A 23,242-nucleotide genomic window follows, 5' to 3' on the forward strand; every position below is an offset into this window, starting at 1 on the left:
GCCATCACGCCTCCGCCGCCGACTCCTCCTCGTCCAGTTCGTCCGCGGGGACGAAGCCGGGCAGCCACTCCTCCAGCTCCTCACGCAGCCGCACCGTGGCTCCCAGCTGGCAGAGCACACCGATGGTGCTCAGCGTCACCCGGTGGATCAGCAGGTAGGCCGGTGGCAGGTTGAGCTGCTTGCCCAGTTGGTAGGCGGGGGAGCGGACGTCGGCGATGCGGGCGGCCTGGCTGCGCATCCACGAGCGGGTGAAGGTGAACGCCTCGACCCGGGCCGGTTCGATGATCGGCAGCAGGTAGCCGAGGACCGCGTCGGGGTCCAGCTCTATGGACTCCTTGACGAACCCCTCGGTGCACAGCAGCTCGTAGACCGGATCCGCCTCGCCGTCCAGGGTCATCCGCAACGAGACGCCTATCGGCTCCGGCAGGCCGCCCGGGAGCCGGTCGACGGTGCCGAAGTCCAGAACGCCCAGGCGCCACTCGCCGTCACCGTCCGGGTCGCCGGGCAGCAGACGGAAGTTGCCAGGGTGCGGATCGGCGTGCAGCAGACCGGTGCGGGCCGGGCCGGAGAACAGGAAGCGGGCCAGGAGCTGGCCGGCCCGGTCGCGCTGCTCCTCGGTGCCGTCGTTGATGATCTCCGACAGCGGGATCCCGTCGATCCACTCCGTGACCAGGATCTGATCGCACTGGTGCACCACCGCCGGGACCACCACGTCCGGGTCGTCCGCGAACTCCTCCGCGTGCGCCTGCTGGGCCTGCGCCTCCAGCGCGTAGTCCAGCTCCTCGGAGACCCGGTCCCGCATCTCCGCGATCAGCGGCTTGATGTCCATGCCGGGGATCAGCGGCCCCAGCAGCCGAGCGAAGCGGCTGAGTTGGGTCAAATCGGACAGTAGGGCCTCGCCCGCCCCCGGGTACTGCACCTTGACCGCCACCTCACGGCCGTCGTGCCACACCGCGCGATGGACCTGCCCGATGGAGGCCGCGGCCGCCGGCTTGTCCTCGAACTCCAGGAACAGCTCCCGCCACTCCGCGCCCAGCCGCTCCTCGAGCACCGCGTGGACCGTGCGGGTCGGCATCGGCGGCGCCGCGTCCTGGAGCTTGGTGAGCGCCGCGCGGTAGGGGCCGGCGATCTCCTCGGGCAGGGCGGACTCGAAGACGGACATCGCCTGCCCGAACTTCATGGCACCGCCCTTGAGCTCGCCGAGGACCTTGAACAACTGCTCAGCCGTGCGCTGTTGCAGCTCCCGGCCGACGATTTCCGCGGACTCGCCCACTATCCGTTTGCCCAGCCCCCAGGTCGCCCGGCCGGCGAAGCCGAGCGGGAGCGCGGCGAGCTTGGCGGTTCGGGTGACCGCCTTCCGGGGAAGATCAGACATGCGCCCTCCAGGTCCCAGTTGGCCGCAACGCGCCTGCCTCGCGTCGTTGCTCCGGCGACGGCCGTCGCACCGCCATTGTCGCGCGTGGCTCCCCGTTCATGGAGGAGTGCTCCCCCTTACCTCTCTCCGCTGCCCCGCATCCGCATGCCGGGTGCGGCCAGATCGGCCGGGAATGCCAGGTCAGGCCGGGTAGGGACGTCTCCCAGCGGGTGCCGGCGCTGGACGGCGACTCCCCGTCGAGGAAGGCGAGGGCGTGGGCTGCGGCCAGTCCGGCGACGGCCGTGGCGAGAGCCAGATCACAGGCCCCCACCCGGCGGGCGTTGCCGGAGCGCCACTGGGCGACCAGCCGGGGCCAGGCCGGATCGCGGTCCGTGCGGTCCTGCTGCAGACAGCCCGCACAGCTCGTGCCACCCGGCAGGACGAGGGGCCCGACGACGCCCGTCCCCTCCACGACGCCCGCGTACAGATGGGGCGTGCCGGAGGCCATGAGCGGTTCGGCGGCGAACGGGTCCGGCGCGTGCACGGCGACGTCGTCCCGCGGGGCGAGGATCACGAGGGAGAGGCCAGGCTCGTCGGTTCCGGCGCCGGTGCCTGCGGCGGCCGCGGCGCGGGTGCGGCGCGCGGGTCGGCCCGGGGCCGCGCGGCGGACCGCCGCCCGTGCCGCGTCCTGCCGGCGTTCACGCAGCGAGTCGGCGGGGAGCCCGGCCGGGGCCACGTCCCACGGTTCGACACGTCCCACATCGCGCACGTCGACCTCCCCGACCCCGGCCCCGGACAGCACCGACGCCAGCACGGCCCCGACCCGTCCCGCCCCCCGCACCTGCACGCGCAGCGAGCCGCGGGCGGCGAGCCGGCCGAGCGCGTCGCCCGGTTCCGGAGTGGTCAGGGACAGCGAGGCGAGGTCGGGGCGCAGCCGCTCCAGGACGTCCGTCCGCTCCCGCAGGGCGTCGGCGGCGGGGCCGCCGCCGCGTGTGTCGTCGAGCAGGCCCGCGCGGGCCAGCCGTTCGAGCAGCGCGTCGACCTGGCCGTCCGGCAGGTCCATGCGCCGGCCCTCGTCCCGCAGCAGAGGCAGGCCGCGGGTGCCGTTGAGCAGGTCCAGGAAGCTGCCGGTCGCCGTATCCATCGGTCCCAGTGTCATGGCGTGCGCCGGGGTCATCCCGAACTGCACGGTGTTGAGGTCGCGCCAGCCGCGCCGCAGCGCGGGTTTCACCATCGGATGCATGACAGCCCCCGTGTCCGTCGTATTCTCCTGAATTGTTCCCCGGGTGGGCAAACATCCCGTGGCCGGGTCGTCCCTTGTCCCGTGGGCCGGTGGAGCCGGTCACGCTCTGCCGACCTCCGCCAGCATCCCGGTTGCTGCCGGATCGGTGCCCGAAGTTGTCCACAGGCTGTGGGTGTTCGTCGTACTAACCGACGGTGCCTCTCGGGCATATCGGTCGTACAAATCAAACGCATGGTGGGGCATCAACATCCGAGCGCCCCGGAGCCGGGACTTCGGGCCGCCCCAGCGGGTAACGTCGGGGCGTGCCCGCCGACCCCCTGCACCGCGCCGGACAACCACAGCGCAGCACGACGAGCCAGCCGCCGAGCGGCTCGGGGGCGAGCGCGATCGAGGTCCGCAGGAGTACCCGGCGCCGCCGGACGGTCTCCGCGTACCGCGAGGGCGATCGCACCGTCGTGCTGATCCCCGCCCGGATGTCCGAGGCGGAGGAGCAGCGCTGGGTGACCCTCATGCTCGACAAGCTCGCCGCCCAGGAGAGCAAACGGGTGCTGGGCGACGCCGAACTGACCGGGCGTGCCGAGCGGCTGTCGGCCCAGTACTTCGACGGCCGGGCGCGCCCCGCGTCCGTGCGCTGGGTCACCAACCAGAACACCCGCTGGGGCTCGTGCACTCCGGCCGAGGGCAGCATCCGCCTCTCGCACCGGCTGCAGGGGATGCCGGAGTACGTCATCGACTACGTCCTCTGCCATGAGCTGGCGCATCTGCTGGTGCCCGGTCACGGGGCCGACTTCTGGCGGCTGCTGGAGTCCTACCCGCGCACCGAGCGGGCCCGCGGCTATCTCGAAGGGGTGGTGGCGGCCGAGCGGCTGCCGCACGTGCCCGGCGCCCGAGGCGAGTGACGGACCGCCAGCGGGGCGCGCGGCCGGTTGTGTACCGGGTCTGTACCGACTCGTACCGGCCGCGTCCTTTGCCGAAGTTTGCGGTTAGCCTGGCGCGACGCACTCGCATTCGGGATGGGGGACGGTCGTAACGCATGGCCAGGGAATTCCAACGCGGCCACAAGGCCAGGATCAGTGACCTCACGGCGGGCACCGATCTGTACGTAGGCGTGCAGATCTCCGCCCCCGGACTGACCTTCGACATCAGCTGCTTCGGTCTGGACGCCGACGAGCGCCTCTCGGACGACCGGTACTTCATCTTCTTCAACCAGCCGAAGTCACCGGAGGAGTCCGTCCAGCTGCTGGGCGCCCAGGCCGGCGACACGGAGTCGTTCCGCGTCACCCTGGACCGCGTCCCGGAGGGCATCCGGAAGCTGTCCTTCACGGCGACCGTGGACGGCGCCGGGCAGATGTCGCAGATCGGCCCCGGATATCTGCGCATCGTGGCCGGCGGCGAGGAGGTCGCGCGGTACTCGTTCGACGGCTCGGAGTTCTCCACCGAGCGGGCCGTCATGCTCGGTGACATCTACTTCAAGGACGTCTGGCGGTTCGCCGCGGTCGGACAGGGCTTCGACGGCGGTCTCGATGCGCTGCTGAAGAACTTCGGCGGCGAGGTGCTGGAGGAGGAGGCGCCGGCCGCCCCGCAGCAGCCGCAGTCCACGGCCGCCCCCGGTTTCGCCCCGCCCGCCCAGGCCGTCGCCCCGCCCGCGTTCGGCGGCCCCGCCGCCCCGGCACCCGCCCCCGCGTCCGCTCCGGCCCCGCAGGGATTCACCCCGCCCCCGGCCCCGGCGCCCGCCCCGAACGTGCACGGCGCGCCGACGGTCATCGCACCCCTGACCCCGCCCGCCGGCGGCACCGTCCCGCCCCCGGCCCCGGCGCCCGCGCCCTTCGGCCAGCCGCCGCAACCGCCTTACGGTGGCCGGCCCGGCGCACCGATGCCTCCGGGTTACGGCCAGCAGCCTGCCCACGGCGGCCAGCCCGGCGCACCGATGCCCCCGGGCTACGGGCAGCAGCCCTCCCACGGCGGGCAGCCCGGCGCGCCCATGCCTCCGGGTTACGGGCAGCAGCCGCCGTACGGCCAGGTCCCCGGCCAGCAGGCCGCCGGTTACGGCGTCCCGCAGGGCGCCCCCCAGGGCGGTGTCGGAGTGACGGCCGCGCTGCAGAAGTTCAAGGAGACGCCCACCGGGCAGCGCTGGACGCCGCAGAACTCCAAGCTCATCCGCGTCGACCTCGGCATCGGCGGCCAGCCCGTGCTGGCCCGGCAGGGCAGCATGGTGCTCTACCAGGGCAAGGTCGACTTCAGCTACAAGGGCGCCGGGTTCGCCGGGCGGATCGTGGGCAACGCGACCGGCCAGGAGATGCAGCTGATGCGCTGCACCGGTCAGGGCCAGGTGTTCCTCGCCGAGAACTCCACCCATGTGCATCCCGTCGAGCTCCAGGGCGACGCGATCTGCGTCTCGGCGGAGAACGTCCTCGCCTTCGACGAGAGCCTCCAGTACGAGGTCCGGCGTATCGAGGGCCACGGCATCCCCGGCGGCGCGCTGTTCACGATGCAGTTCCAGGGCACCGGCACGATCGTCGTCAAGACGCACGGCACCCCCGTGGTGCTGCCCGTGACGCCGACGACGTTCGCCGACTGCCACGCGGTGGTCGCCTGGTCGGCAGCCTCCCAGGTGATCGTCTCCAGCCAGGTCCGGATGCGCCGCAACGCCTACCCGGGCGACACCGGGGAGAGCGTCAACCTGCAGTTCCGGGGCGCTCCCGGCAACTTCATCGTCGTCCAGCCGTACGAGGTCTGAGGGAGCCCGTCATGAACCAGCCGCTCGCGGGCTACGCCCCCGCACCCGTCACCGCCCGCATGGAGAACCACGGCAACCACATGCTGAAGGTCGCCATGCAGACCGGCAGCGACCTCCTCGCGCGCGTGGGGTCGATGGTCGCCTACGAGGGCTTCATCCAGTACGAGCCCAACCCGCCCGCCGTCCGCCAGATCGCCCGCGACTGGATGACCGGTGAGGGGGCCCCGCTGATGAAGTGCTCCGGCGACGGACTGCTCTACCTCGCCGACTACGGCGCCGACGTCGTCGTGCTCAACCTCAACGGCGACGGCATCTCGGTCAACGCCACCAACCTGCTCGCCTTCGACGCCCACCTCAGCTGGGGCGTGGAGCGGGTGAAGGGGCTCGCCAAATTCGCCGGGCAGGGCCTGTGGAACACCAAGATCTCCGGGCAGGGCTGGGTCGCGCTGACCTCGCGGGGCAAGCCGATCGTCGTCGACTGCGGCGGCGGTGAGGACGAGACGTACGTCGACCCGGACGCGCTCGTCGCCTGGTCCCCGAACCTGAAGGTGAAGGGCAAGCGCAGCTTCAAGGCGCAGTCGCTGATCGGCCGGGGCAGCGGTGAGGCCTACCAGATGGCCTTCTCCGGCCAGGGCATCGTCGTCGTCCAGCCCAGCGAGGACAGCACCGACCGCCTTCGGTTCCGGGGCTGAGGGGGAGTCAGAACATCATGCAGAGCCCGCTTTTCGCCCACAACGACCAGCAGACCCAGGAGCGCTGGAGCCTGCAGAACAAGCAGATGCTCCGCGTCACCCTGGAGGGCCACGACGACCTCCTCGCCCGCAAGGGGACCATGGTCGCCTACCAGGGCCTGGTCGAGTTCGACGCCGAGTACCGCAGCAACGGCCAGGCACGCGCGCGCAGGCACACCGGTGAGGGCGTGGACCTGATGCGCTGTCACGGGCAGGGCACCGTCTACCTCGCCAACCTCGCCCAGTACGTGCACGTCATGGACGTCGAGCAGGACGGGCTGACCGTGGACAGCTCCTACGTCCTCGCCATGGACTCCTCGCTGCACCACGAGGTCATCGCCGTCGACAGCCTGTACGGCATCTCCGGCTCCGGGAAGTACCAGCTGAACATCACCGGGCGCGGCAAGGTCGCCCTGATGACCTCGGGCGCGCCGCTGCTGATGCAGGTCACGCCCGACAAGTACGTCAACTGCGACGCCGACGCGATCGTCGCCTGGTCCACCGGGCTGCGGGTGCAGATGCAGGCCCAGACGCACTCCTCCGGCGTCTGGCGGCGGCGCGGCAGCACCGGTGAGGGCTGGGAGCTGAGCTTCATGGGCGCCGGCTTCGCGCTGGTGCAGCCCAGCGAGCTGCTGCCGCCGCAGAACGCGCAGATCGGGCAGGGGCTCGCCGCGCAGTTCGGCATGGGACAGCAGGGGGCGCGCGGACAGAACCAGGGCAACGTCTGGAGCTGAGCGCGGGCGAACCGGCAAGGGGTGACCGCCCGGGGCGGTCACCCTTGTGCGTTCACAGCCTGGCGCGCGCCGCCTCCAGCAGGCGTACGACGGACTCGTCGGCCACGCCGGCCACCTCGTCGTACCCGAACCAGCGCAGGTCCAGTGACTCGTCGCTGATCTCCTGGACGGCTCCGGGCGGGGCCAGTACCGCGTACTGGACGTCGAAGTGCCAGTGGCAGGGCGGCGGGATCGGATGCCGGTCCAGGCGGACCGGGCCGCCGGGCACCAGGGACAGCCCCGCGATCCCCGACTCCTCCGTGGCCTCCCGCAGGGCGGCGTCCCGCAGGGTGGCGTCGCCGGGCTCGCAGTGGCCGCCCATCTGCAGCCACATCCGCAGCTTTCTGTGCAGGGTCAGCAGGACCCGGCCGCGCTCGGGGTCGATCACCAGCGCGCTCGCCGTGATGTGACCGTCCCCGCAGGCCTTCCACATGCCGTCCGGATGGGCCGCCAGATGATCCAGGTAGGCCTGGCGCAGCTCCGCCTGGCCCTCGTACCCCTTCAGCACGAGGACCGCGTCGTCGTACAGGCTCACTCGGTGTCGTCGCCCTCGGCCTCGTCGTCCTTCTTCAGGTTCGGCTTCTCGCCGGCGCCGCCCGCCGCCTCGCCGAGCATCTTGTCCAGCTCGGAGAAGTCGAGCTGCTCGCGGTGCACAAAACCGTCGGGGTCGTCCAGGTCGGTGGCCGTCGGCAGCATGTCCGGGTGGGCCCACAGGGCGTCCCGGCCGTCCACGCCGCGCGCGTCCGTGAGCGAGGCCCACAGCCGGGAGGCGTCCCGCAGCCGGCGCGGGCGCAGCTCCAGGCCGATCAGCGTGGCGAACGTCTGCTCCGCCGGGCCACCGGTTGCCCGGCGCCGGCGCAGGGTCTCGCGCAGGGCGTCGGCCGACGACAGACGCGGTTTCGCGGCCGCGTGCACCACCGCGTCCACCCAGCCCTCGACGAGCGCCAGAGCGGTCTCCAGACGGGCCAGCGCCGCCTTCTGCTCGGGCGTGTCCTCCGGCTGGAACATGCCCTGCTGAAGGGCGTCCTGCAGCTGCTCGGGGTTCTGCGGGTCGAACTGCCCGACCACGTCCTCAAGCTTGGCCGTGTCGACCTTGATGCCGCGCGCGTAGCCGTCGACCGCGCCGAACAGGTGCGAGCGCAGCCACGGCACGTGCGCGAACAGGCGCTGGTGAGCCGCCTCGCGCAGGGCCAGGTAGAGCCGGACCTCCTCCTGCGGCACGCCGAGGTCCTTGCCGAACGCCTCCACGTTGGCGGGGAGCAGCGCGGCCTTGCCGGCCGGGCCCAGCGGCAGGCCGATGTCGGTGGAACCGACGACCTCGCCCGCGAGCACGCCCACTGCCTGCCCGATCTGCGTGCCGAACATGGCGCCGCCCATCGAGCGCATCATGCCGATCAGCGGGCCGGCCATGGCCTGCATCTCCTCCGGCAGGACGTCACCCATGGCCGCGCCGACCCGCTCGGCGACCGGGTCGACCAGCTCCTGCCACGCGGGCAGGGTCGCCTCGACCCACTCCGCGCGGGACCAGGCCACCGCCGAGGCGGCGCCCGACGGCAGGGACGTCGCGTCGTCCAGCCACAGGTCGGCCAGACGGACGGCGTCCTGGACCGCGGAGCGCTCGGCACCGCCGACGCTCTCGTCCTTCACGCCGTCCGGGGTGCCCTGGGAGACCGTCTGGCGGGCGATCTGCTTGGCCATGTCCCAGTTCACCGGGCCGCCCTCGTAGGAGAGCATCTGGCCGAGCTGCTGGAACGCGGCGCCCAGGTCGGTGGGGTTCAGGGATCCGAACATCGCTGCGAGCGGGTTGTCGGCGCCGGGGCCGCCAAAGCCTCCGGCTCCGGGCCGCCCGAAACCGAACGGGTTGGCCGGTCCCTCCTCACCACCGCCCTGCTGGTCCCTCTTCTTGCCCTCGTCGCCGTCTTCCGGCTCCTCCGGCGGAAGGCCGAATCCGAATGGGGTGTCACTCACGGGATTCCTCGGCTGGTAAGGCCACCGGTTCTCTCCGGCGGCGCGGCTGCCCGACGTCACCACCCAGCGTAGACACCCGGACCCGATCGGGCCTCGGTGCTTCGCCCACGGAAAGCCTGCGGCAGGATGGATGCACCTGGTACGTGCGCCTCACTCGCGCCCGTACCGAAGACAACCACTGGAGACGCCCGGTGAGTTCCCCAGATCCGCAGGTTCGCGCAGCGCGAAACCATTCAGACCGCCCGTCGCCCGACCATCGCCCCTCGACCACGGCGCTGGGCGCCGGCGGGACGACCGCCGTGCACGGGCCCGTCGTCGCGGTCACCGGCGCGGCCGCCGGGGTCGGCGCGATGCTCACCGAGCGGCTCGCGACCGCCGAGGAGATCAAGCAGGTCATCGCCATCGACGAGCGGCGCGGGGAGTGTGCTGCCGCACAGTGGCACATCCTTGACGTGCGCGACCCGGCGATCGCGGACAAGCTGCGGGGCGCGGACGTGGTGGTGCACCTCGCGCTCGACCTCGACCTGGAGACCGATCCGGCGGCCCGCACGGCCTACAACGTCCGGGGGACGCAGACCGTGCTGACCGCCGCAGCGGCGGCCGGAGTGCACCGGGTGGTGCTGTGCACCTCCGCGATGGTCTACGGGGCGCTGCCGGAGAACGAGCTTCCCCTGTCGGAGGACGCCGAGCTGCGGGCGACGGCCGAGGCCACCGGCGTCGGGGACCTGCTGGAGATCGAGCGGCTGGCGCGGCGCGCCCCGCGCGCGCACCCGGGGCTGAACGTGACCGTGGTGCGGCCCGCGGTGCTGGTGGGAGGCACCGACACCGCGCTGACCCGGTACTTCGAGTCGCCCCGGCTGCTCGTGGTCGCCGGGTCGCGGCCCGCCTGGCAGTTCTGCCATGTCGAGGACCTGTGCGCCGCTCTGGAGTACGCCGTCCTGGAGAAGGTCGACGGGGAGCTGGCCGTCGGCTGCGACGGGTGGCTGGAGCAGGAGGAGGTCGAGGAGCTGACCGGGATCCGGCGGATGGAGCTGCCGTCGGCGGTCGCCCTGGGCGCCGCCGCCCGGCTGCACCGGATCGGCCTCACCCCGTCCCCGGCGGGTGACCTGGCGTACACGATGTACCCCTGGGTGGTCAGCGGGAGCCGGCTGCACGACGCCGGATGGCGGCCCCGCTGGACCAACGAGGAGGTGCTGGCGGAGCTGCTGGAGGAGGTCTCCGGGCGGCACACGGTCGCCGGACGCCGGCTGGGACGCAAGGACGCCACGGCCGCGGGCGCGGCGGGGGCGACGGTGGCGCTGCTGGGCGCCGCAGCGGTGGTACGGCGGGCCCGCAAGGCCCGCCGGCGGTGAGGCGAGGAGCTTCGGCGAGGATCTCCGCGAGGGGCCGCGCCCCGCGCACCCTGTAGGAGGCTCCAAGGCACCCCGCGCGCGTGCCTGGTGAAAGTCGTATTCCGGGATGCCGGAGGTGTGCGGCACGATGGGGGCATGGCACCCACGAACGATCACCCCGGTGAGCAGGCGGCGCAGGACCCCATCAAGCTGATCGGCGTCCGGGAGACCCCGCTCTCCGTGGACGAGGTGTTCGCCGCCGTCGGGGACGACGCCGCCGGCGGCGTCGCGCTCTTCGTGGGGACGGTGCGCAACCACGACGAGGGCGCCGACGTCGACGCGCTCGGGTACTCCTGCCACCCCAGCGCCGAGGCCGAGATGCGGCGGATCGCCGAGAAGGTCGCCGCCGAGTTCCCGGTGCGGGCGCTGGCCGCCGTCCACCGGGTGGGGGACCTCCGGGTCGGGGACCTCGCCGTCGTCGTCGGCGTGTCGTGCCCCCATCGGGGTGAGGCGTTCGAGGCCTGCCGCAGGCTCATCGACGACCTGAAGCACGAGGTGCCCATCTGGAAGCACCAGCGGTTCTCCGACGGGACCGAGGAATGGGTCGGCGCCTGCTGACCGACGTCACCGCCGGCGCACCGGCCCGTCCGGTTGCGTAACCACCCCCCTCGCGTGAGCGTTGTCAGTGCGGATGGTTAATCTGCTGATCAGTCAGTCGCGGACGCTCATGGGGTTGGGAGGTCGGCATGGCGGCGCTCGCCTGGTTGCTGATTCCGCTCGTTGCCGCGGTCGCGGCTGGACTGTGGGGTGGTTGGGCCAATCGGACCCGGAGAATCCGCAGCGACGGTCCCGAACTGGACGGATACGCCCGGTTCCGCGAGGCCATGGAGAAGAAGTCCCACTCCGGCGCCCCCGGCGCCTGAGGAGAGGTGCCCTGACGGTGCGCTGACAGAGGCGTCCCGTACTGTCGTGGCATGCCACGCCGCACCGCGACGATGCTCGCCTCCACCCTGATGCTGATCGCGCTCCTGTGCGCGGGAGTGCTCATCCCCGTGCCGTACGCGGAGATGTCCCCCGGGCCGACCGTGAACACGCTCGGGGAGCACGACGGCGAGCCGGTGCTGCAGATCTCCGGCCACAAGACGTACGCGACGGACGGTCACCTGAACATGACCACCGTCCGGGTCACCAGCGCCGACTTCCGGATGAACCTGGTGGAGGCTGTCTACGGCTGGCTGGCGCACGACAGCAAGATCGTGCCGCACGACACCCTCTACCCGGACGGCAAGACCGAGCAGCAGTCCACCCAGGAGAACGCCGAGGAGTTCAGCCAGTCCCAGGAGAGCGCCAAGGTCGCCGCCCTGAAGGAACTGGGCGTCCCGGTGACGTCCTGGGTGATCGTCTCCACCGTCGTCAAGGGCTCCCCGGCCGAGGGCCGGCTGCACGCCGGGGACGTGATCAAGGCCGTGGACGGGACGGCCGTCAAGCAGCCGTCCGACGTCGCCGAGTTCGTCACCCGGCACAAGCCCGGCCAGAAGGTCGTCTTCACCGTCGTCCCGGCCAAGGAGCAGGCAGCGGCCGCGAAGCAGCGCAAGACGGCGACGAAGACCCGGGACGTCGGCATCACGACGGCGACCTCCCACGACAGCGGCGCCCGGCGCGCCATCGTCGGGATCTCCGCCGGGACCGACCACACCTTCCCGTTCAGCATCGACATCAAGCTCGCCGACGTCGGCGGGCCCAGCGCCGGACTGATGTTCGCGCTCGGCATCTACGACAAGCTCACCCCGGGCAGCCTCACCGGCGGCAACTTCGTCGCCGGCACCGGCACCATCGACGACAAGGGGACGATCGGACCGATCGGCGGCATCGAGATGAAGACCGTCGGCGCACGCGGCAAGGGCGCCCGGTACTTCCTCACCCCCGCCGACAACTGTGCGGCAGCCGCCAAGGACACCCCGAGCGGGCTCACGCTCGTCAAGGTGAAGACCATCGGCGACGCACTCGACGCCCTGAAGGACATCCGCGGCGGCGACACAGCCGCTCTGCCGAAGTGCACCACCAAGAGCTGACCGGCGGTCCCGAAGACGCGGCTGGGGGCGCTCCCGATCACCGGGAGCGCCCCCACGCCGTACCGGAGGGAATCAGTCCGCGAAGGTCGCCGCCAGCGCCTCGGCCAGGCCCGGCACCAGCTCCGGCCCCGTCAGGACCTCCGTCGCGGAGTCCTTCTCGCGCAGGCGCAGCGCCGACTCGCGGCCGCCTTCGCGCAGCACCGCGACCGTCATGCGGACCTCCTGGCGCTCGGGGTGCTCCGCCACCCACTTGGCCAGCTTGGCCTCGCTCAGGCCCTGCGGCACCTGCGCCTCGGCGGACGGCGGCAGCATCAGGCGCTCCACGGTGAGCGCGCAGCCCACCACCGCGTCCGGCCAGGCGATGGTGCCGAGGAACTCGTCGAGCGGCTTGTCCGTCGGAACCTCGTCCTGCTCGATCGGGGTGAGACCGGCCGTCTCGGACTCCTCGTCGAGGCCGAGCTGGGTGGCGAGCGAGGGTTCCTGAACCCGCAGTCGTGCGGTGTCTACGAGGGCGAAGAGGCGGGCGGGCTGGTCCCAGCCGAGGCCGGAGGTGTACTCGTCGATCTCGAGTACGGCCCGGGTGAGCGGGCTCGCTGCCATGGGAGTGTTGGACATGGTCACAATCCTGCCTCGTTCCCGGCCGGAATCGGGAACCGAGTGAACCGTGAGTAAGTTGCATAGGTGTGGCCCGCGATCACGGGGGGCCTCGGCCGGCCCGTGAAAACGGGGGCCTGACGTATCGACAGCGAACTTCGAGGTGCGCACCTTGGCTTTCCAGATGCCGGACCGCGGCGGAGGCCCGACGGGGCCACGGATCAGAGCGGGACGCCCGTCCCGGCGGGCCCGGGCCCTGCTCATGACACTGGGCGTCCTCGCCGTCCTCGGCATGGTGTTCACCATGTTCGCGGGCTTCTGGACGGACTGGCTGTGGTACCGGTCGGTGCACTACTCGTCCGTGTTCACCACCATGCTGTGGACCAAGATCGGGCTGTTCTTCGTCTTCGGTCTGCTGATGGCCGTCGCCGTCGGCCTCAACATCTGGCTGGCGCACCGGCTGCGGCCCCCGCTGAGCGCCATGTCCATGGAGCAGCAGAGCCTGGACCGCTACCGGATGGGCATCGCGCCGTACAAGACCTGGCTGCTGCTCGCCGTCGCCTGCCTCGTCGGTCTGATCGCCGGCGCCTCCGCGGCCGGCCAGTGGCGCACCTGGCTGATGTGGGTCAACGGCGTGCCCTTCCAGCAGAAGGACCCGCAGTTCCACCTCGACGTCTCCTTCTACGCCTTCGACCTGCCCTGGTACCGGTTCCTGCTGGGCTTCGGCTTCGCCACCGCGATCCTGTGCCTGATCGCCGCCGCGCTCACCCACTACCTGTACGGCGGGCTGCGCGTCACCAGCCCGGGCGCGCGCGCCACCGCCGCCGCGACCGGGCATCTGTCGGTGCTCCTCGGCATCTTCGTGGCGCTGAAGGCGGTCGCCTACTGGCTCGACCGGTACGGGCTCGCCGTCAAGTCCAGCGACTTCAAGGCGACCGGCAACTGGACCGGCCTGCGCTACGTCGACGCCAACGCCTACCTGCCGGCCAAGACGATCCTGTTCTGCATCGCCGTCATCTGCGCGCTGCTGTTCTTCGCCACCCTGTGGCGGCGCACCTGGCAGCTGCCCGTGATCGGCTTCGGCCTGATGGTCCTCTCCGCGATCCTGATCGGCGGCCTGTACCCGGCCATCGTGCAGAAGTTCCAGGTGCAGCCCAACGAGCAGGCCAAGGAAGCCCCGTACGTCCAGAAGAACCTCAAGGCGACCCGTGAGGCGTACGGCATCGACGACACCAAGGTCACCGAGTACGCCGGCAAGTCCACCACCGCGGACAAGACCAAGCTGCGTGACAAGGTCGGCGACACGGCGAGCATCCGCATCATGGACCCGAACGTCGTCTCGCCGACGTTCCAGCAACTGCAGCAGATCAAGGGCTACTACGGGTTCCCGGCCAACCTGGACGTCGACCGGTACGCCAAGGACGGCAAGGAGCAGGACACCGTCCTCGGACTGCGCGAGCTGAACCTGGCCGGCATTCCGAAGAACAACTGGATCAACGACCACTTCCGCTACACGCACGGCTACGGCGCGGTCGCCGCCAAGGGCACCGAGGCCGACGCCGAGGGCCGCCCGGTCTTCACCGAGAAGAACCTGCCGTCCGAGGGCTCCCTCGGCAGCTACAAGCAGCAGATCTACTACGGCGAGAAGACCACCACGTACTCGATCGTCGGCGGCCCGCAGAAGGAGGTCGACTACTCCGACAACGAGCGCGAGAAGACCACCAGCTACCAGGGCAAGAGCGGGGTCAACCTCGACAACCCGGTCAACCGGGCCGCGTACGCGGTGGCGTTCAACGAGCCGCAGATCCTCTACTCCGGTGCGATCGGCAAGGGGTCGCGGATCCTGTACAACCGCACCCCCAAGGAGCGCGTCGAGGCGGTCGCTCCCTGGCTGACCATCGACGGCGACGCCTATCCGGCCGTCGTGAACCACCGCATCCAGTGGATCGTCGACGCGTACACGACCACCAACGGCTATCCGTACGCCTCCCGTACCACGCTCGGTGACACGACGGCCGACTCGCAGACCGCGACGAACAACTCCCGCGCGGTGGTGGCCCAGCAGAACCAGGTCAACTACATCCGCAACTCGGTGAAGGCGACCGTCGACGCGTACACCGGCGAGGTCAAGCTCTATCAGTGGGACACCGCGGACCCCGTGCTGAAGACCTGGATGAAGGCCTTCCCCGGTACGGTCCAGCCGCGCGCGGACATCTCCGCCGACCTGACGGAGCATCTGCGCTACCCGCAGGACCTGTTCAAGGTCCAGCGCGAGCTGCTCACCCGCTACCACGTGACCGACGCGCAGACCTTCCTCAGCGGCAGCGAGGTGTGGGAGGTGCCCGACGACCCGTCCAACGACTCCGGCAACGCCGTGCCGCCGTACTACCTGAGCATGAAGATGCCGGACCAGAGTGCCCAGGCGTTCTCGCTGACGACGACGTTCACGCCGAACGGGCGGGACAACCTCAGCGCCTTCATGGCCGTCGACTCCGACCCGGGCACAAGCGACTACGGCAAGATCAGAGTCCTGAAACTGCCGGCGAGCACCACCGTTTACGGCCCCAAGCAGGTCCAGAGCCAGTTCAACTCCGAGTCGGACATCGCCGAGACCATCAGCCTGCTGAGCAGAGGCCACTCCAAGGTCGAGTACGGCAACCTGCTGACCGTGCCCCTGGACGGAGGACTGCTCTACGCGGAGCCCGTCTACGTCCGTGGTGGTTCGCTGAAGTACCCCTTGCTGCGCAAGGTGCTGGTCACCTATGAGGGCAGGACCGCCTTCGAGGACACCCTGGACGAGGCGCTCAACAAGGTGTTCGGCGTACAGGGTTCGACCACACCGCCGAAGACCGGGAACAACCCGCCCGACACGAGCAACCCGACGGTCAGGCAGGCGCTCGACGACGCCCAGAAGGCGTTCGGGGCCGGGCAGGAGGCCCTGCAGAAGCCGAAGCCCGACTGGTCCGCGTACGCCAAGGCGCAGGACGATCTCGAGGCGGCGCTGAAGCGGGCCGAAGAGGCGCAGGCCAAGGCTGACAAGGCCGCCGGCGGTGACAAGACCGGCGGCGGCGACAAGAGCTGATCAAGACCGCCCCGCGCCGTGATACGGTTGCTGAACAACGGCGCGGGGTGGAGCAGCTCGGTAGCTCGCTGGGCTCATAACCCAGAGGTCGCAGGTTCAAATCCTGTCCCCGCTACTGATGACGAAGGCCCGGATTCCTTACAGGGATCCGGGCCTTCGTGGTGTGCGAACTCATGTACAGATCGGGAGGGACGGCCGCGCCGCCGTGGGGAGTTGGGCTGTCTGTGTTTGACTTGTCTCTCTGTGGGCAAGTCGACAAAACGCTGAAGTGACCTCACGGGCTGCGGTATACCGGGTGTACCCAGGTTGCAGGTGGTGCGACGATGGACGTTATGGGGGACAAGGCGACTCTGTTCGGGACAGGGCGATTTGTGCAGTCTCCGGGTGATGGACCGGCCCGGGACGAAATGGGCGACATGGGGGATGTCGCCGAGGACGTACGCCTCCGGCTCGCCGCGCGGACCGGCGACACCGAGGCGATGAGCGTCCTCGGCGCCATGCTCCTGCGCAGCGGAGACCTCGACGAGGCCGAGCCCCACCTGCGTGCCGCCACCGCGGCCGGCGACCGCGCCGCCGCCAACAATCTCGGTGTCCTCCTGCACCAGCGCGGCTATGCCGAGGAGGCCGCCGGCTGGTGGCGGATCGCCGCCGTGGCCGGCTCGGCCGCCGCCGCACACGCGCTGGGCCGCCACCACCGAGAGCGCGGGGACGAGCCCGCCGCCGAGTACTGGCTGCGCCAGTCCGCCGAGCAGGGCCACGCCCTGGGCGCCTACGCGCTCGCCGATCTGCTGGAGCACCGCGGGGACGCCGCGGCCGGGGACTGGATGCGGGCCGCCGCCGAACGCGGGCACCGTGAGGCCGCCTACCGGCTGGCGCGCGCGCTCGACCGGAAGGCCGCCGCCGAGGACGAGGCCGGGTCCGACAACGCTGTCGAGGAGACCGAGCAGTGGTACCGGCAGGCCGCCGCGCGCGGTCACCGGCGGGCCGCGCTGCACCTCGGGGCGATCCTGGAGAAGCGCGGAGACCTCAAGGAGGCCGGACGCTGGTACCTGACCTCCGCCAAGGACGGGGAGGCCCGGGCCGCCTGCGCGCTGGGATTCCTGCTGCGCGACGCCGGGGACACCGAGAGCGCCGCCGTGTGGTGGCTCAGGGCCGCCCAGGACGGCGACGGCAACGCGGCCAACGCGCTGGGCGCGCTGCACGCCGAGCGCGGCGAGACGCAGACCGCCGAGCGCTGGTACCGGGCCGCGCTGGACGCCGGGGACGACAACGGGGCCTACAACCTCGGGCTGCTCTGCGCCGAGCAGGGCCGGACCGTGCAGGCCGAGCAGTGGTACCGGCGGGCGGCGTACGCCGGGCACCGGGAGGCGGCGAACGCGCTGGCCATCCTGCTGCTCCAGGGCGATGACCCGGCCGGTGCGGAGCCCTGGTTCTCCAAGGCTGCCGAGGCCGGCAGCGTGGACGCCGCGTTCAACCTGGGCATCCTGCACGCCGGGCGGGGCACCGAGGAGGACGCCGGGATCGCGCTGCGCTGGTACGAGCGCGCGGCCGCCGCCGGGCACACCGAGGCCGCCCTGCAGGTCGGGATCGCCCGGCTGCGCGAGGGCGACGAGCAGGGGGCCGAGCGGCACCTGCGCTGCGCGGCCGGCGGCGGCAACCCGGAGGCGGCGTACCGGCTCGCGACCCTGCTGGACGCGCGGCGGCCCCCGGAACCGGCGCATGAGCTGGGCGAGATCGTGCACGAGAAGACCGAGTGCGAGGAGTGGTACGAGCGGGCGGCCTCCCAGGGGCACCGCCGTGCCCAGGTGCGGGTGGGCATGCTCGCCGCGGCCCGGGGCGACGTGGTCGAGGCCGCGCGGTGGTACCGGGCGGCGGCCGAGGCCGGATCGCGCAACGGGGCGTTCAACCTCGGCCTGCTGCTGGCCCGGGAGGGCAGCGAGCCCGAGGCGGCGGTGTGGTGGACACGGGCCGCCGACGCCGGGCACGGGCGGGCGGCGCTCCGGCTGGCCCTGGTCTACGCGCGTCGCGGTGAGCTGGCGGAAGGCCAGCGATGGGCCGACCGCGCGGTGGCGCTGGGGCCGGCGGAGGTGTCCGAGCGGGCGGGCCGGCTGCGGGACGCCCTGCGGGAGGAGCTCTCGGCGTGACCCCGGCCACTCACCGGTAATGGATTTGCTTCCGCGGGCTTGCCTCCCGTAGTGTCGTGTTCACCGACGCGGGGTGGAGCAGCTCGGTAGCTCGCTGGGCTCATAACCCAGAGGTCGCAGGTTCAAATCCTGTCCCCGCTACTGAAGGCCGAGGGCCGGAATCCAGAAATGGGTTCCGGCCCTCGGTCGTTTTCGCTTCCCAGGGGTGGGCGCGCAAAAAGAAGAGGGGCCGCAGCCCCTCTCCTCGTATGCCTCGCGTCACATGCCCTGTGTCACGCGCCCGCGCAGTTCGGGCAGAGTCCCCGGTACGTCACCTCGACGTCCGACACCGTGAAGCCGAAGCGCTCGGTGTCGGGGAGGTCGGCGAGCGGGTTGCCCGTGGGGTGCACGTCACGGATGGCGCCGCACTGGGCGCAGACCAGGTGGTGGTGCGGCTGGTGCGCGTTCGGGTCGTACCGCTTGGCGCGCTTGTCCGTCGTGACCTCGATCACCTCGCCGAGGGTCACCAGCTCGCCCAGCGTGTTGTAGACGGTCGCCCGGGAGATCTCCGGCAGCTTCGTGACGGCCCGCGCATGGACCTCGTCGGCCGTCATATGGACGTGCTCGCCGTCGAGAACCTCGGCCACCACGCGTCGCTGTGAGGTCATCCGCCATCCGCGTCCGCGCAGCCGTTCCAGTAGGTCGCTCATGGAAGCAGCGTAACAGCAAGAGGACCAGATCCCGAATAGGTGTGACTTTGGAACGACATTTGACTTGGACAATGTCCAATGTAGGATCGAAGCCGGGCTTTGAACAATGGACAGGACTGGTCGGTAATGACGCAGGAGGCGTACGTGACGCAGGGACCGCTCACCACGGAGGCCGGTGCACCGGTGGCCGACAACCAGAACAGCGAGACCGCAGGCGTCGGGGGCCCGGTGCTCGTGCAGGACCAGCTGCTCCTGGAGAAGCTGGCCCACTTCAACCGTGAGCGCATCCCGGAGCGCGTCGTGCACGCCCGGGGCGCGGGGGCGTACGGCACCTTCACGGTGACCGCCGACGTCACCCCGTACACGCGCGCCGCCTTCCTCTCCGAGGTCGGCAAGGAGACCGAGACCTTCCTGCGCTTCTCGACCGTGGCCGGCAACCTGGGTGCGGCGGACGCGGTCCGTGACCCGCGCGGCTTCGCGCTGAAGTTCTACACCGAGGAGGGCAACTACGACCTCGTCGGGAACAACACGCCGGTGTTCTTCATCCGCGACGCGATCAAGTTCCCGGACTTCATCCACACCCAGAAGCGCGACCCGTACACCGGTTCCACGGAGGCGGACAACGTCTGGGACTTCTGGAGCCTGAGCCCGGAGAGCACCCACCAGGTCACCTGGCTGTTCGGCGACCGGGGCATCCCGGCGTCGTATCGGCACATGGACGGCTTCGGCTCGCACACCTACCAGTGGAACAACGAGGCCGGCGAGGTCTTCTGGGTGAAGTACCACTTCAAGACCGACCAGGGGATCAGGAACCTCAACGCCGCGGAGGCCGAGGCCCTCGCGAGCAAGGACCCCGACTCCCACCAGCGCGACCTGCGCGAGGCGATCGAGCGCGGCGAGTTCCCGAGCTGGACCGTGGGCGTGCAGATCATGCCCGCGGCGGACGCGGCGACGTACCGCTTCAACCCGTTCGACCTGACCAAGGTGTGGCCGCACGCGGACTACCCGGTCATGGAGATCGGCAGGCTGGAGCTGAACCGCAACCCGCGGAACGTCTTCGCCGAGGTCGAGCAGTCGATCTTCTCGCCCGCGCACTTCGTGCCCGGTATCGGCCCCTCGCCCGACAAGATGCTCCAGGGCCGCCTGTTCGCGTACGGCGACGCGCACCGCTACCGCGTCGGCATCAACGCCGACCACCTGCCGGTGAACCGGCCGCACGCCGCCGAGGCGCGCACCAACTCCCGGGACGGCTACCTCTACGACGGCCGGCACGGCGGTGCGAAGAACTACGAGCCGAACAGCTTCGGGGGTCCGCGGCAGACCGGCCGGCCGCTGTGGCAGCAGTTCGACGGCTTCACCGCCGGCACCGGCAGCCACCCGACGCCACTGCACGCCGAGGACGACGACTTCGTGCAGGCGGGCAACCTCTACCGGCTGATGTCCGAGGAGGAGAAGGAGCGCCTGGTCGCCAATCTGGCCGGGGCGATCTCCCAGGTCTCGCGCGAGGACATCGCCGAGCGTGCGATCGGCAACTTCCGCGACGCCGACGCCGACTTCGGCAAACGGCTGGAGGCCGCGGTGCAGGCGCTGCGCGGCTGAGCCGCGCGGGCCGAGTCACTTGTGCTGACGTGAGCAGCGATCAGGGCGGGCCGGATCCCGAGGGGTCCGGCCCGCCCCTGTGTGCTCAGAGCGCCGGTGCCGGCTCCCGGGCCGGGACCCAGCAGCGGATGATGTCGCGGACCGACACGATGCCGACGGGCTCGCCGCGGTCGAGGACCACCAGGTGCCGGAAGCCGCCGCGGGTCATGGCCCGGGCCGCCTCCTGGAGGGTCCAGGTCGGGGTGGCGAAGACGACGTCGGTGGTGGTGTGGGCGTGGGTGCGTTCCGTGTCCGGGTTCTGGCCGAGGCCGACGGAGTTGAGGATGTCGCGTTCGGTGAGGATGCCGACGCCGCCGGCGTCCGGGTCTAGGACCACGGCCGCGCCGACGTGACGGGCGGACATCAGGGCGGCTGCCTGACGGAGGGTGTGGGCGGGGCCGACGGTGAGGACCACCGTGCTCATGGCGTCTCGGACGAGCATGGGATGAGGCCACCTCCTAGGAATCCATGACGTTGTGCATGGATTCACAAATTCACAAGTGAGGGTCGACCTCAGAGTGCCCGGTAAAGAGCGGGTCAACAAGAGGGCGCGCGCGGCCAGTTGAGGGCGCGCGCGGAACTCGCTGGGTACTCAGGGGCGCCGGCGCCGGTCGAGATGGTCCAGCAGGACGTCGTGCAGCAGGCCGTTGGAGGCCGCCGCGTTGCCGCTGTGCGGGCCCGGACGGCCGTCGAGCCCGGTGAAGGTGCCGCCGGCCTCGGTGACGATGATCGCGTTCGCCGCCATGTCCCACAGGGACAGCTCCGGCTCGGCGCAGATGTCGACGGAGCCCTCCGCGACCATCATGTAGGGCCAGAAGTCGCCGTACGCGCGCGTGCGCCACACGTCGCGGGTCAGGTCGAGGAAGCCGTCCAGACGGCCCTGCTCCTCCCAGCCGGAGAGCGAGGAGTACGCGAAGGACGCGTCCGCCAGATCGCCGACCTGGGAGACGTGGATGCGGGACGCGGAGGTGAGACTGCGGCCGGTGAAGGCGCCGTGGTCCTTGGCGGCCCACCAGCGGCGGCCGAGGGCGGGGGCGGAGACGAGGCCGACGACCGGGTGGTAGCCGCCCTCGCCCGCCTCCATCAGCGAGATGAGGGTGGCCCAGACCGGAACGCCCCGGACGTAGTTCTTGGTGCCGTCGATCGGGTCGATCACCCAGCGGCGGGGCCCCGTGCCCTCGACGCCGTACTCCTCCCCGAGGACCGCGTCCCGTGGTCGGGCGCGCTTGAGGTGGCCGCGGATGAGTTCCTCCGCCGCCTTGTCCGCCTCGCTCACCGGGGTCATGTCCGGCTTCGTCTCCACCTTCAGGTCGAGAGCCTTGAAACGGTCCATGGTGGTGGCGTCGGCCGCGTCCGCGAGTACGTGGGCGAAGCGGAGGTCGTCGAGGTAGTCCGGCATGCCTTGAACCGTATCCGCCATGGACGCCGCGGGGCCACAAGGGGCCGGGGCCGGGCAGCGCGGAACGGTGGCCCGCGCACCCTTGACAGTGCATGGGAGCGCGTCAAATCTGGGCGCAGAGTTGTCCGCCCCAGGGAGGCGATGATGCCTGCGGCCCGGGAATCCCTACTGGACGCCGCCGCCATGGCGCTCGCGCGCCGGCCGTGGTCCGCGGTGCGGATGGTCGATGTGGCCGCGGCGGCCGGGGTGTCCCGGCAGACGCTGTACAACGAGTTCGGGAGCAAGGAAGGGCTCGCCAGGGCGCTGGTGCGGCGGGAGGCCGACGGATATCTCGCCGGGGTGGAACGGGCCCTCGCCGCGCACACCGACCCGCGCGACCGGCTCACCGCCACCGCCGAGTGGATGGCGTCGGCGGCCCGGGACAGCGCGCTGGTACGGGCCCTGCTCACCGGATGCTGGAGCGAGAGCCTCCCGGCGCCGGCGCTCGCCGCGGTGCGGTCCTCCTCCGTCGTACCCGCGCAGCGCCGGGCGGACGGGCCGCTGCCCTCGCCCGGCGACTTCGTGCGGCTGGTGCGGGACCGGGCGGTGACCGTGCTGGCCGGACCCGCCGCGGCCGCGGAGGACACCGCCGACCTGACCCGCTCCTGCGAACTGGCCGTACGCCTCGCCCTGTCCTGCGTCGCGGCACCACCGGGGGAGGACGGCGTGGCGGAACTGGTGCGCGGCGTCCTGATCCGGCACCTGGTGTGACCTTCGGCCTCCCGGCCGGGGGCGCGGGAGAACTCCCCGACAGGGGCCCGAGCGGCGACACGGCCGAGGGACGTGAACGGCGGGGCGGCCAGGGGCCGTCGGCGATGGCCGGCCCAAGGGTGCGAGCGGGTGGCCAGGGGACGTCAGCGGCGGCGGGCCGGCGTCTGGGGAGGACATTGGCCGGACGGCTGGAGGATGTCGGCGGCGGCTCGGCCCGAGAAGTGGGCGCTGGTCGAAGGACGGCGGACCGAGCAGAGGGGTCGGCGCGACCACGACGAATCAGCCGGGGCCGGCCAGAAAAGGTGTCAGCGGCGGCCCCGTCGGCGAATTCGGCCGAGGCCGCCCACAGGGTGCCGGCGGCGCCCCGGCCCGCACACGCGAGCCGTCGCTCCCCTAGTGCGCCGAGCCCGACAGTTGGAGGCCGATCACGCCCATGATGACCAGGGTGATCGAGACGATCTTCAGGGTCGACACCAGGTCGCCGAGGAAGACCATGCCGTAGATCGCGGTGCCCGCCGCGCCGATCCCGGTCCACACGGCGTACGCGGGGCCGACGTCGAGCTTCTTCAGGGACAGGGTCAGCAGGCCGAAGCTGCCCAGGGCGAAGGAGGCGAAGGCGATCGTCGGCCACAGCCGGGTGAACCCGTGCGAGAGCTTGAGGCACACGGCGAAACCGGTCTCCAGAATCCCGGCCACTATGACCAGCAGCCACGCCATGTGCGGTCCTCCCGTAGGTC

21 protein-coding genes and 2 tRNA genes are annotated in these 23,242 nt (G+C 71.4%); 14 read left to right on the forward strand and 9 right to left on the reverse strand.

What is annotated here, in order from left to right:
• Nucleotides 1-4: 4 nt before the first annotated feature.
• Together ACFVVO_RS03495 and ACFVVO_RS03500 are read right to left on the reverse strand one after the other, a co-directional pair.
• Nucleotides 5-1,375 (reverse strand): ABC1 kinase family protein, encoded by a 1,371-nt coding sequence (locus ACFVVO_RS03495; protein WP_390051296.1) that lies wholly within the window; start codon nucleotides 1,373-1,375, stop codon nucleotides 5-7.
• Nucleotides 1,368-2,597, reverse strand: coding sequence for a TOMM precursor leader peptide-binding protein (locus tag ACFVVO_RS03500; protein ID WP_390051297.1), 1,230 nt, complete (start codon nucleotides 2,595-2,597; stop codon nucleotides 1,368-1,370). The genes ACFVVO_RS03495 and ACFVVO_RS03500 overlap by 8 nt, the downstream gene beginning before the upstream one ends.
• Nucleotides 2,598-2,899: 302 nt before the next feature.
• Between ACFVVO_RS03500 and ACFVVO_RS03505 the strand changes: the two genes are divergently transcribed.
• From ACFVVO_RS03505 to ACFVVO_RS03520, 4 genes are all read left to right on the forward strand, one after another.
• Entirely contained in the window at nucleotides 2,900-3,496 is a 597-nt protein-coding gene (locus tag ACFVVO_RS03505) for a M48 family metallopeptidase (RefSeq protein WP_390051299.1), read from the forward strand.
• 134 nt (nucleotides 3,497-3,630) lie between these two features.
• Nucleotides 3,631-5,334 carry a TerD family protein gene (locus ACFVVO_RS03510; RefSeq protein WP_390051301.1) on the forward strand — a complete coding sequence of 568 codons (1,704 nt, stop codon included), beginning with the start codon at nucleotides 3,631-3,633 and terminating at the stop codon, nucleotides 5,332-5,334.
• Nucleotides 5,335-5,345: 11 nt separating this feature from the next.
• The gene (locus tag ACFVVO_RS03515) at nucleotides 5,346-6,026 is read left to right on the forward strand and encodes an AIM24 family protein (protein ID WP_390051302.1); all 681 of its coding nucleotides are present in this window, start codon (nucleotides 5,346-5,348) and stop codon (nucleotides 6,024-6,026) included.
• 17 nt (nucleotides 6,027-6,043) lie between these two features.
• Nucleotides 6,044-6,799, forward strand: coding sequence for an AIM24 family protein (locus ACFVVO_RS03520; RefSeq protein WP_390051304.1), 756 nt, complete (start codon nucleotides 6,044-6,046; stop codon nucleotides 6,797-6,799).
• 52 nt (nucleotides 6,800-6,851) lie between these two features.
• Here the strand turns inward: ACFVVO_RS03520 and ACFVVO_RS03525 are convergent, their stop codons facing one another.
• Together ACFVVO_RS03525 and ACFVVO_RS03530 are read right to left on the reverse strand one after the other, a co-directional pair.
• Nucleotides 6,852-7,373 carry an NUDIX hydrolase gene (locus ACFVVO_RS03525; RefSeq protein WP_390051306.1) on the reverse strand — a complete coding sequence of 174 codons (522 nt, stop codon included), beginning with the start codon at nucleotides 7,371-7,373 and terminating at the stop codon, nucleotides 6,852-6,854.
• On the reverse strand, nucleotides 7,370-8,806 hold the full coding sequence (locus tag ACFVVO_RS03530) for a zinc-dependent metalloprotease (RefSeq protein WP_390051308.1): 1,437 nt from the start codon (nucleotides 8,804-8,806) through the stop codon (nucleotides 7,370-7,372). Before ACFVVO_RS03530 ends, ACFVVO_RS03525 begins: the two co-directional genes overlap by 4 nt.
• 191 nt (nucleotides 8,807-8,997) lie before the next feature.
• On the opposite strand from ACFVVO_RS03530, the gene ACFVVO_RS03535 reads away from it, so the two are divergent.
• The 4 genes from ACFVVO_RS03535 to ACFVVO_RS03550 all read left to right on the forward strand — a co-directional run bounded on the left by ACFVVO_RS03535 (nucleotide 8,998) and on the right by ACFVVO_RS03550 (nucleotide 12,209).
• Nucleotides 8,998-10,158, forward strand: a complete 1,161-nt coding sequence (locus ACFVVO_RS03535; protein ID WP_390051310.1) for an SDR family oxidoreductase — start codon at nucleotides 8,998-9,000, stop codon at nucleotides 10,156-10,158.
• A 135-nt stretch (nucleotides 10,159-10,293) separates the two neighbouring features.
• The gene (locus ACFVVO_RS03540) at nucleotides 10,294-10,755 is read left to right on the forward strand and encodes a molybdenum cofactor biosynthesis protein MoaE (RefSeq protein ID WP_390051312.1); all 462 of its coding nucleotides are present in this window, start codon (nucleotides 10,294-10,296) and stop codon (nucleotides 10,753-10,755) included.
• 128 nt (nucleotides 10,756-10,883) lie between these two features.
• Nucleotides 10,884-11,060, forward strand: coding sequence for a hypothetical protein (locus tag ACFVVO_RS03545; RefSeq protein ID WP_359545689.1), 177 nt, complete (start codon nucleotides 10,884-10,886; stop codon nucleotides 11,058-11,060).
• A gap of 51 nt (nucleotides 11,061-11,111) precedes the next feature.
• Nucleotides 11,112-12,209, forward strand: coding sequence for a PDZ domain-containing protein (locus tag ACFVVO_RS03550; protein WP_390051314.1), 1,098 nt, complete (start codon nucleotides 11,112-11,114; stop codon nucleotides 12,207-12,209).
• 72 nt (nucleotides 12,210-12,281) lie between these two features.
• Here ACFVVO_RS03550 and ACFVVO_RS03555 read toward each other — a convergent pair whose 3' ends face one another.
• Entirely contained in the window at nucleotides 12,282-12,824 is a 543-nt protein-coding gene (locus tag ACFVVO_RS03555) for a PPA1309 family protein (RefSeq protein ID WP_390051316.1), read from the reverse strand.
• A gap of 163 nt (nucleotides 12,825-12,987) precedes the next feature.
• Here ACFVVO_RS03555 and ACFVVO_RS03560 point away from each other — a divergent pair, with 163 nt between their 5' ends.
• The 4 genes from ACFVVO_RS03560 to ACFVVO_RS03575 all read left to right on the forward strand — a co-directional run bounded on the left by ACFVVO_RS03560 (nucleotide 12,988) and on the right by ACFVVO_RS03575 (nucleotide 18,170).
• On the forward strand, nucleotides 12,988-15,885 hold the full coding sequence (locus ACFVVO_RS03560) for a UPF0182 family protein (protein ID WP_390051587.1): 2,898 nt from the start codon (nucleotides 12,988-12,990) through the stop codon (nucleotides 15,883-15,885).
• Nucleotides 15,886-15,926: 41 nt separating this feature from the next.
• Nucleotides 15,927-16,000: transfer RNA gene (locus ACFVVO_RS03565), tRNA-Met, on the forward strand.
• A 208-nt stretch (nucleotides 16,001-16,208) separates the two neighbouring features.
• A complete protein-coding gene (locus tag ACFVVO_RS03570; protein WP_390051318.1) occupies nucleotides 16,209-18,029 on the forward strand; it encodes a tetratricopeptide repeat protein in 1,821 nt (606 codons plus the stop codon).
• A gap of 67 nt (nucleotides 18,030-18,096) precedes the next feature.
• Nucleotides 18,097-18,170, forward strand: a tRNA-Met gene (locus tag ACFVVO_RS03575).
• A gap of 131 nt (nucleotides 18,171-18,301) precedes the next feature.
• Here the strand turns inward: ACFVVO_RS03575 and ACFVVO_RS03580 are convergent.
• On the reverse strand, nucleotides 18,302-18,718 hold the full coding sequence (locus ACFVVO_RS03580; protein ID WP_390051320.1) for a Fur family transcriptional regulator: 417 nt from the start codon (nucleotides 18,716-18,718) through the stop codon (nucleotides 18,302-18,304).
• Between the two features lie 144 nt (nucleotides 18,719-18,862).
• Between ACFVVO_RS03580 and ACFVVO_RS03585 the strand changes: the two genes are divergently transcribed.
• Nucleotides 18,863-20,317 (forward strand): catalase, encoded by a 1,455-nt coding sequence (locus ACFVVO_RS03585; RefSeq protein ID WP_390051322.1) that lies wholly within the window; start codon nucleotides 18,863-18,865, stop codon nucleotides 20,315-20,317.
• An 85-nt stretch (nucleotides 20,318-20,402) separates the two neighbouring features.
• Here the strand turns inward: ACFVVO_RS03585 and ACFVVO_RS03590 are convergent, their stop codons facing one another.
• Both ACFVVO_RS03590 and hisN read right to left on the reverse strand, forming a co-directional pair.
• On the reverse strand, nucleotides 20,403-20,798 hold the full coding sequence (locus tag ACFVVO_RS03590) for a cyclic nucleotide-binding/CBS domain-containing protein (protein WP_390051323.1): 396 nt from the start codon (nucleotides 20,796-20,798) through the stop codon (nucleotides 20,403-20,405).
• A gap of 150 nt (nucleotides 20,799-20,948) precedes the next feature.
• Nucleotides 20,949-21,755 (reverse strand): histidinol-phosphatase, encoded by an 807-nt coding sequence (gene hisN / locus ACFVVO_RS03595; RefSeq protein WP_390051325.1) that lies wholly within the window; start codon nucleotides 21,753-21,755, stop codon nucleotides 20,949-20,951.
• 144 nt (nucleotides 21,756-21,899) lie between these two features.
• On the opposite strand from hisN, the gene ACFVVO_RS03600 reads away from it, so the two are divergent.
• Nucleotides 21,900-22,505, forward strand: coding sequence for a TetR/AcrR family transcriptional regulator (locus ACFVVO_RS03600; protein WP_390051588.1), 606 nt, complete (start codon nucleotides 21,900-21,902; stop codon nucleotides 22,503-22,505).
• Nucleotides 22,506-22,898: 393 nt separating this feature from the next.
• On the opposite strand, the gene ACFVVO_RS03605 is transcribed toward ACFVVO_RS03600, so the two are convergent.
• Nucleotides 22,899-23,222 (reverse strand): DMT family transporter, encoded by a 324-nt coding sequence (locus ACFVVO_RS03605; RefSeq protein ID WP_385840092.1) that lies wholly within the window; start codon nucleotides 23,220-23,222, stop codon nucleotides 22,899-22,901.
• Between the last annotated feature and the right edge of the window lie 20 nt (nucleotides 23,223-23,242).

The organism is Streptomyces sp. NPDC058145, from assembly GCF_042884245.1.
Classification (GTDB): domain Bacteria; phylum Actinomycetota; class Actinomycetes; order Streptomycetales; family Streptomycetaceae; genus Streptomyces.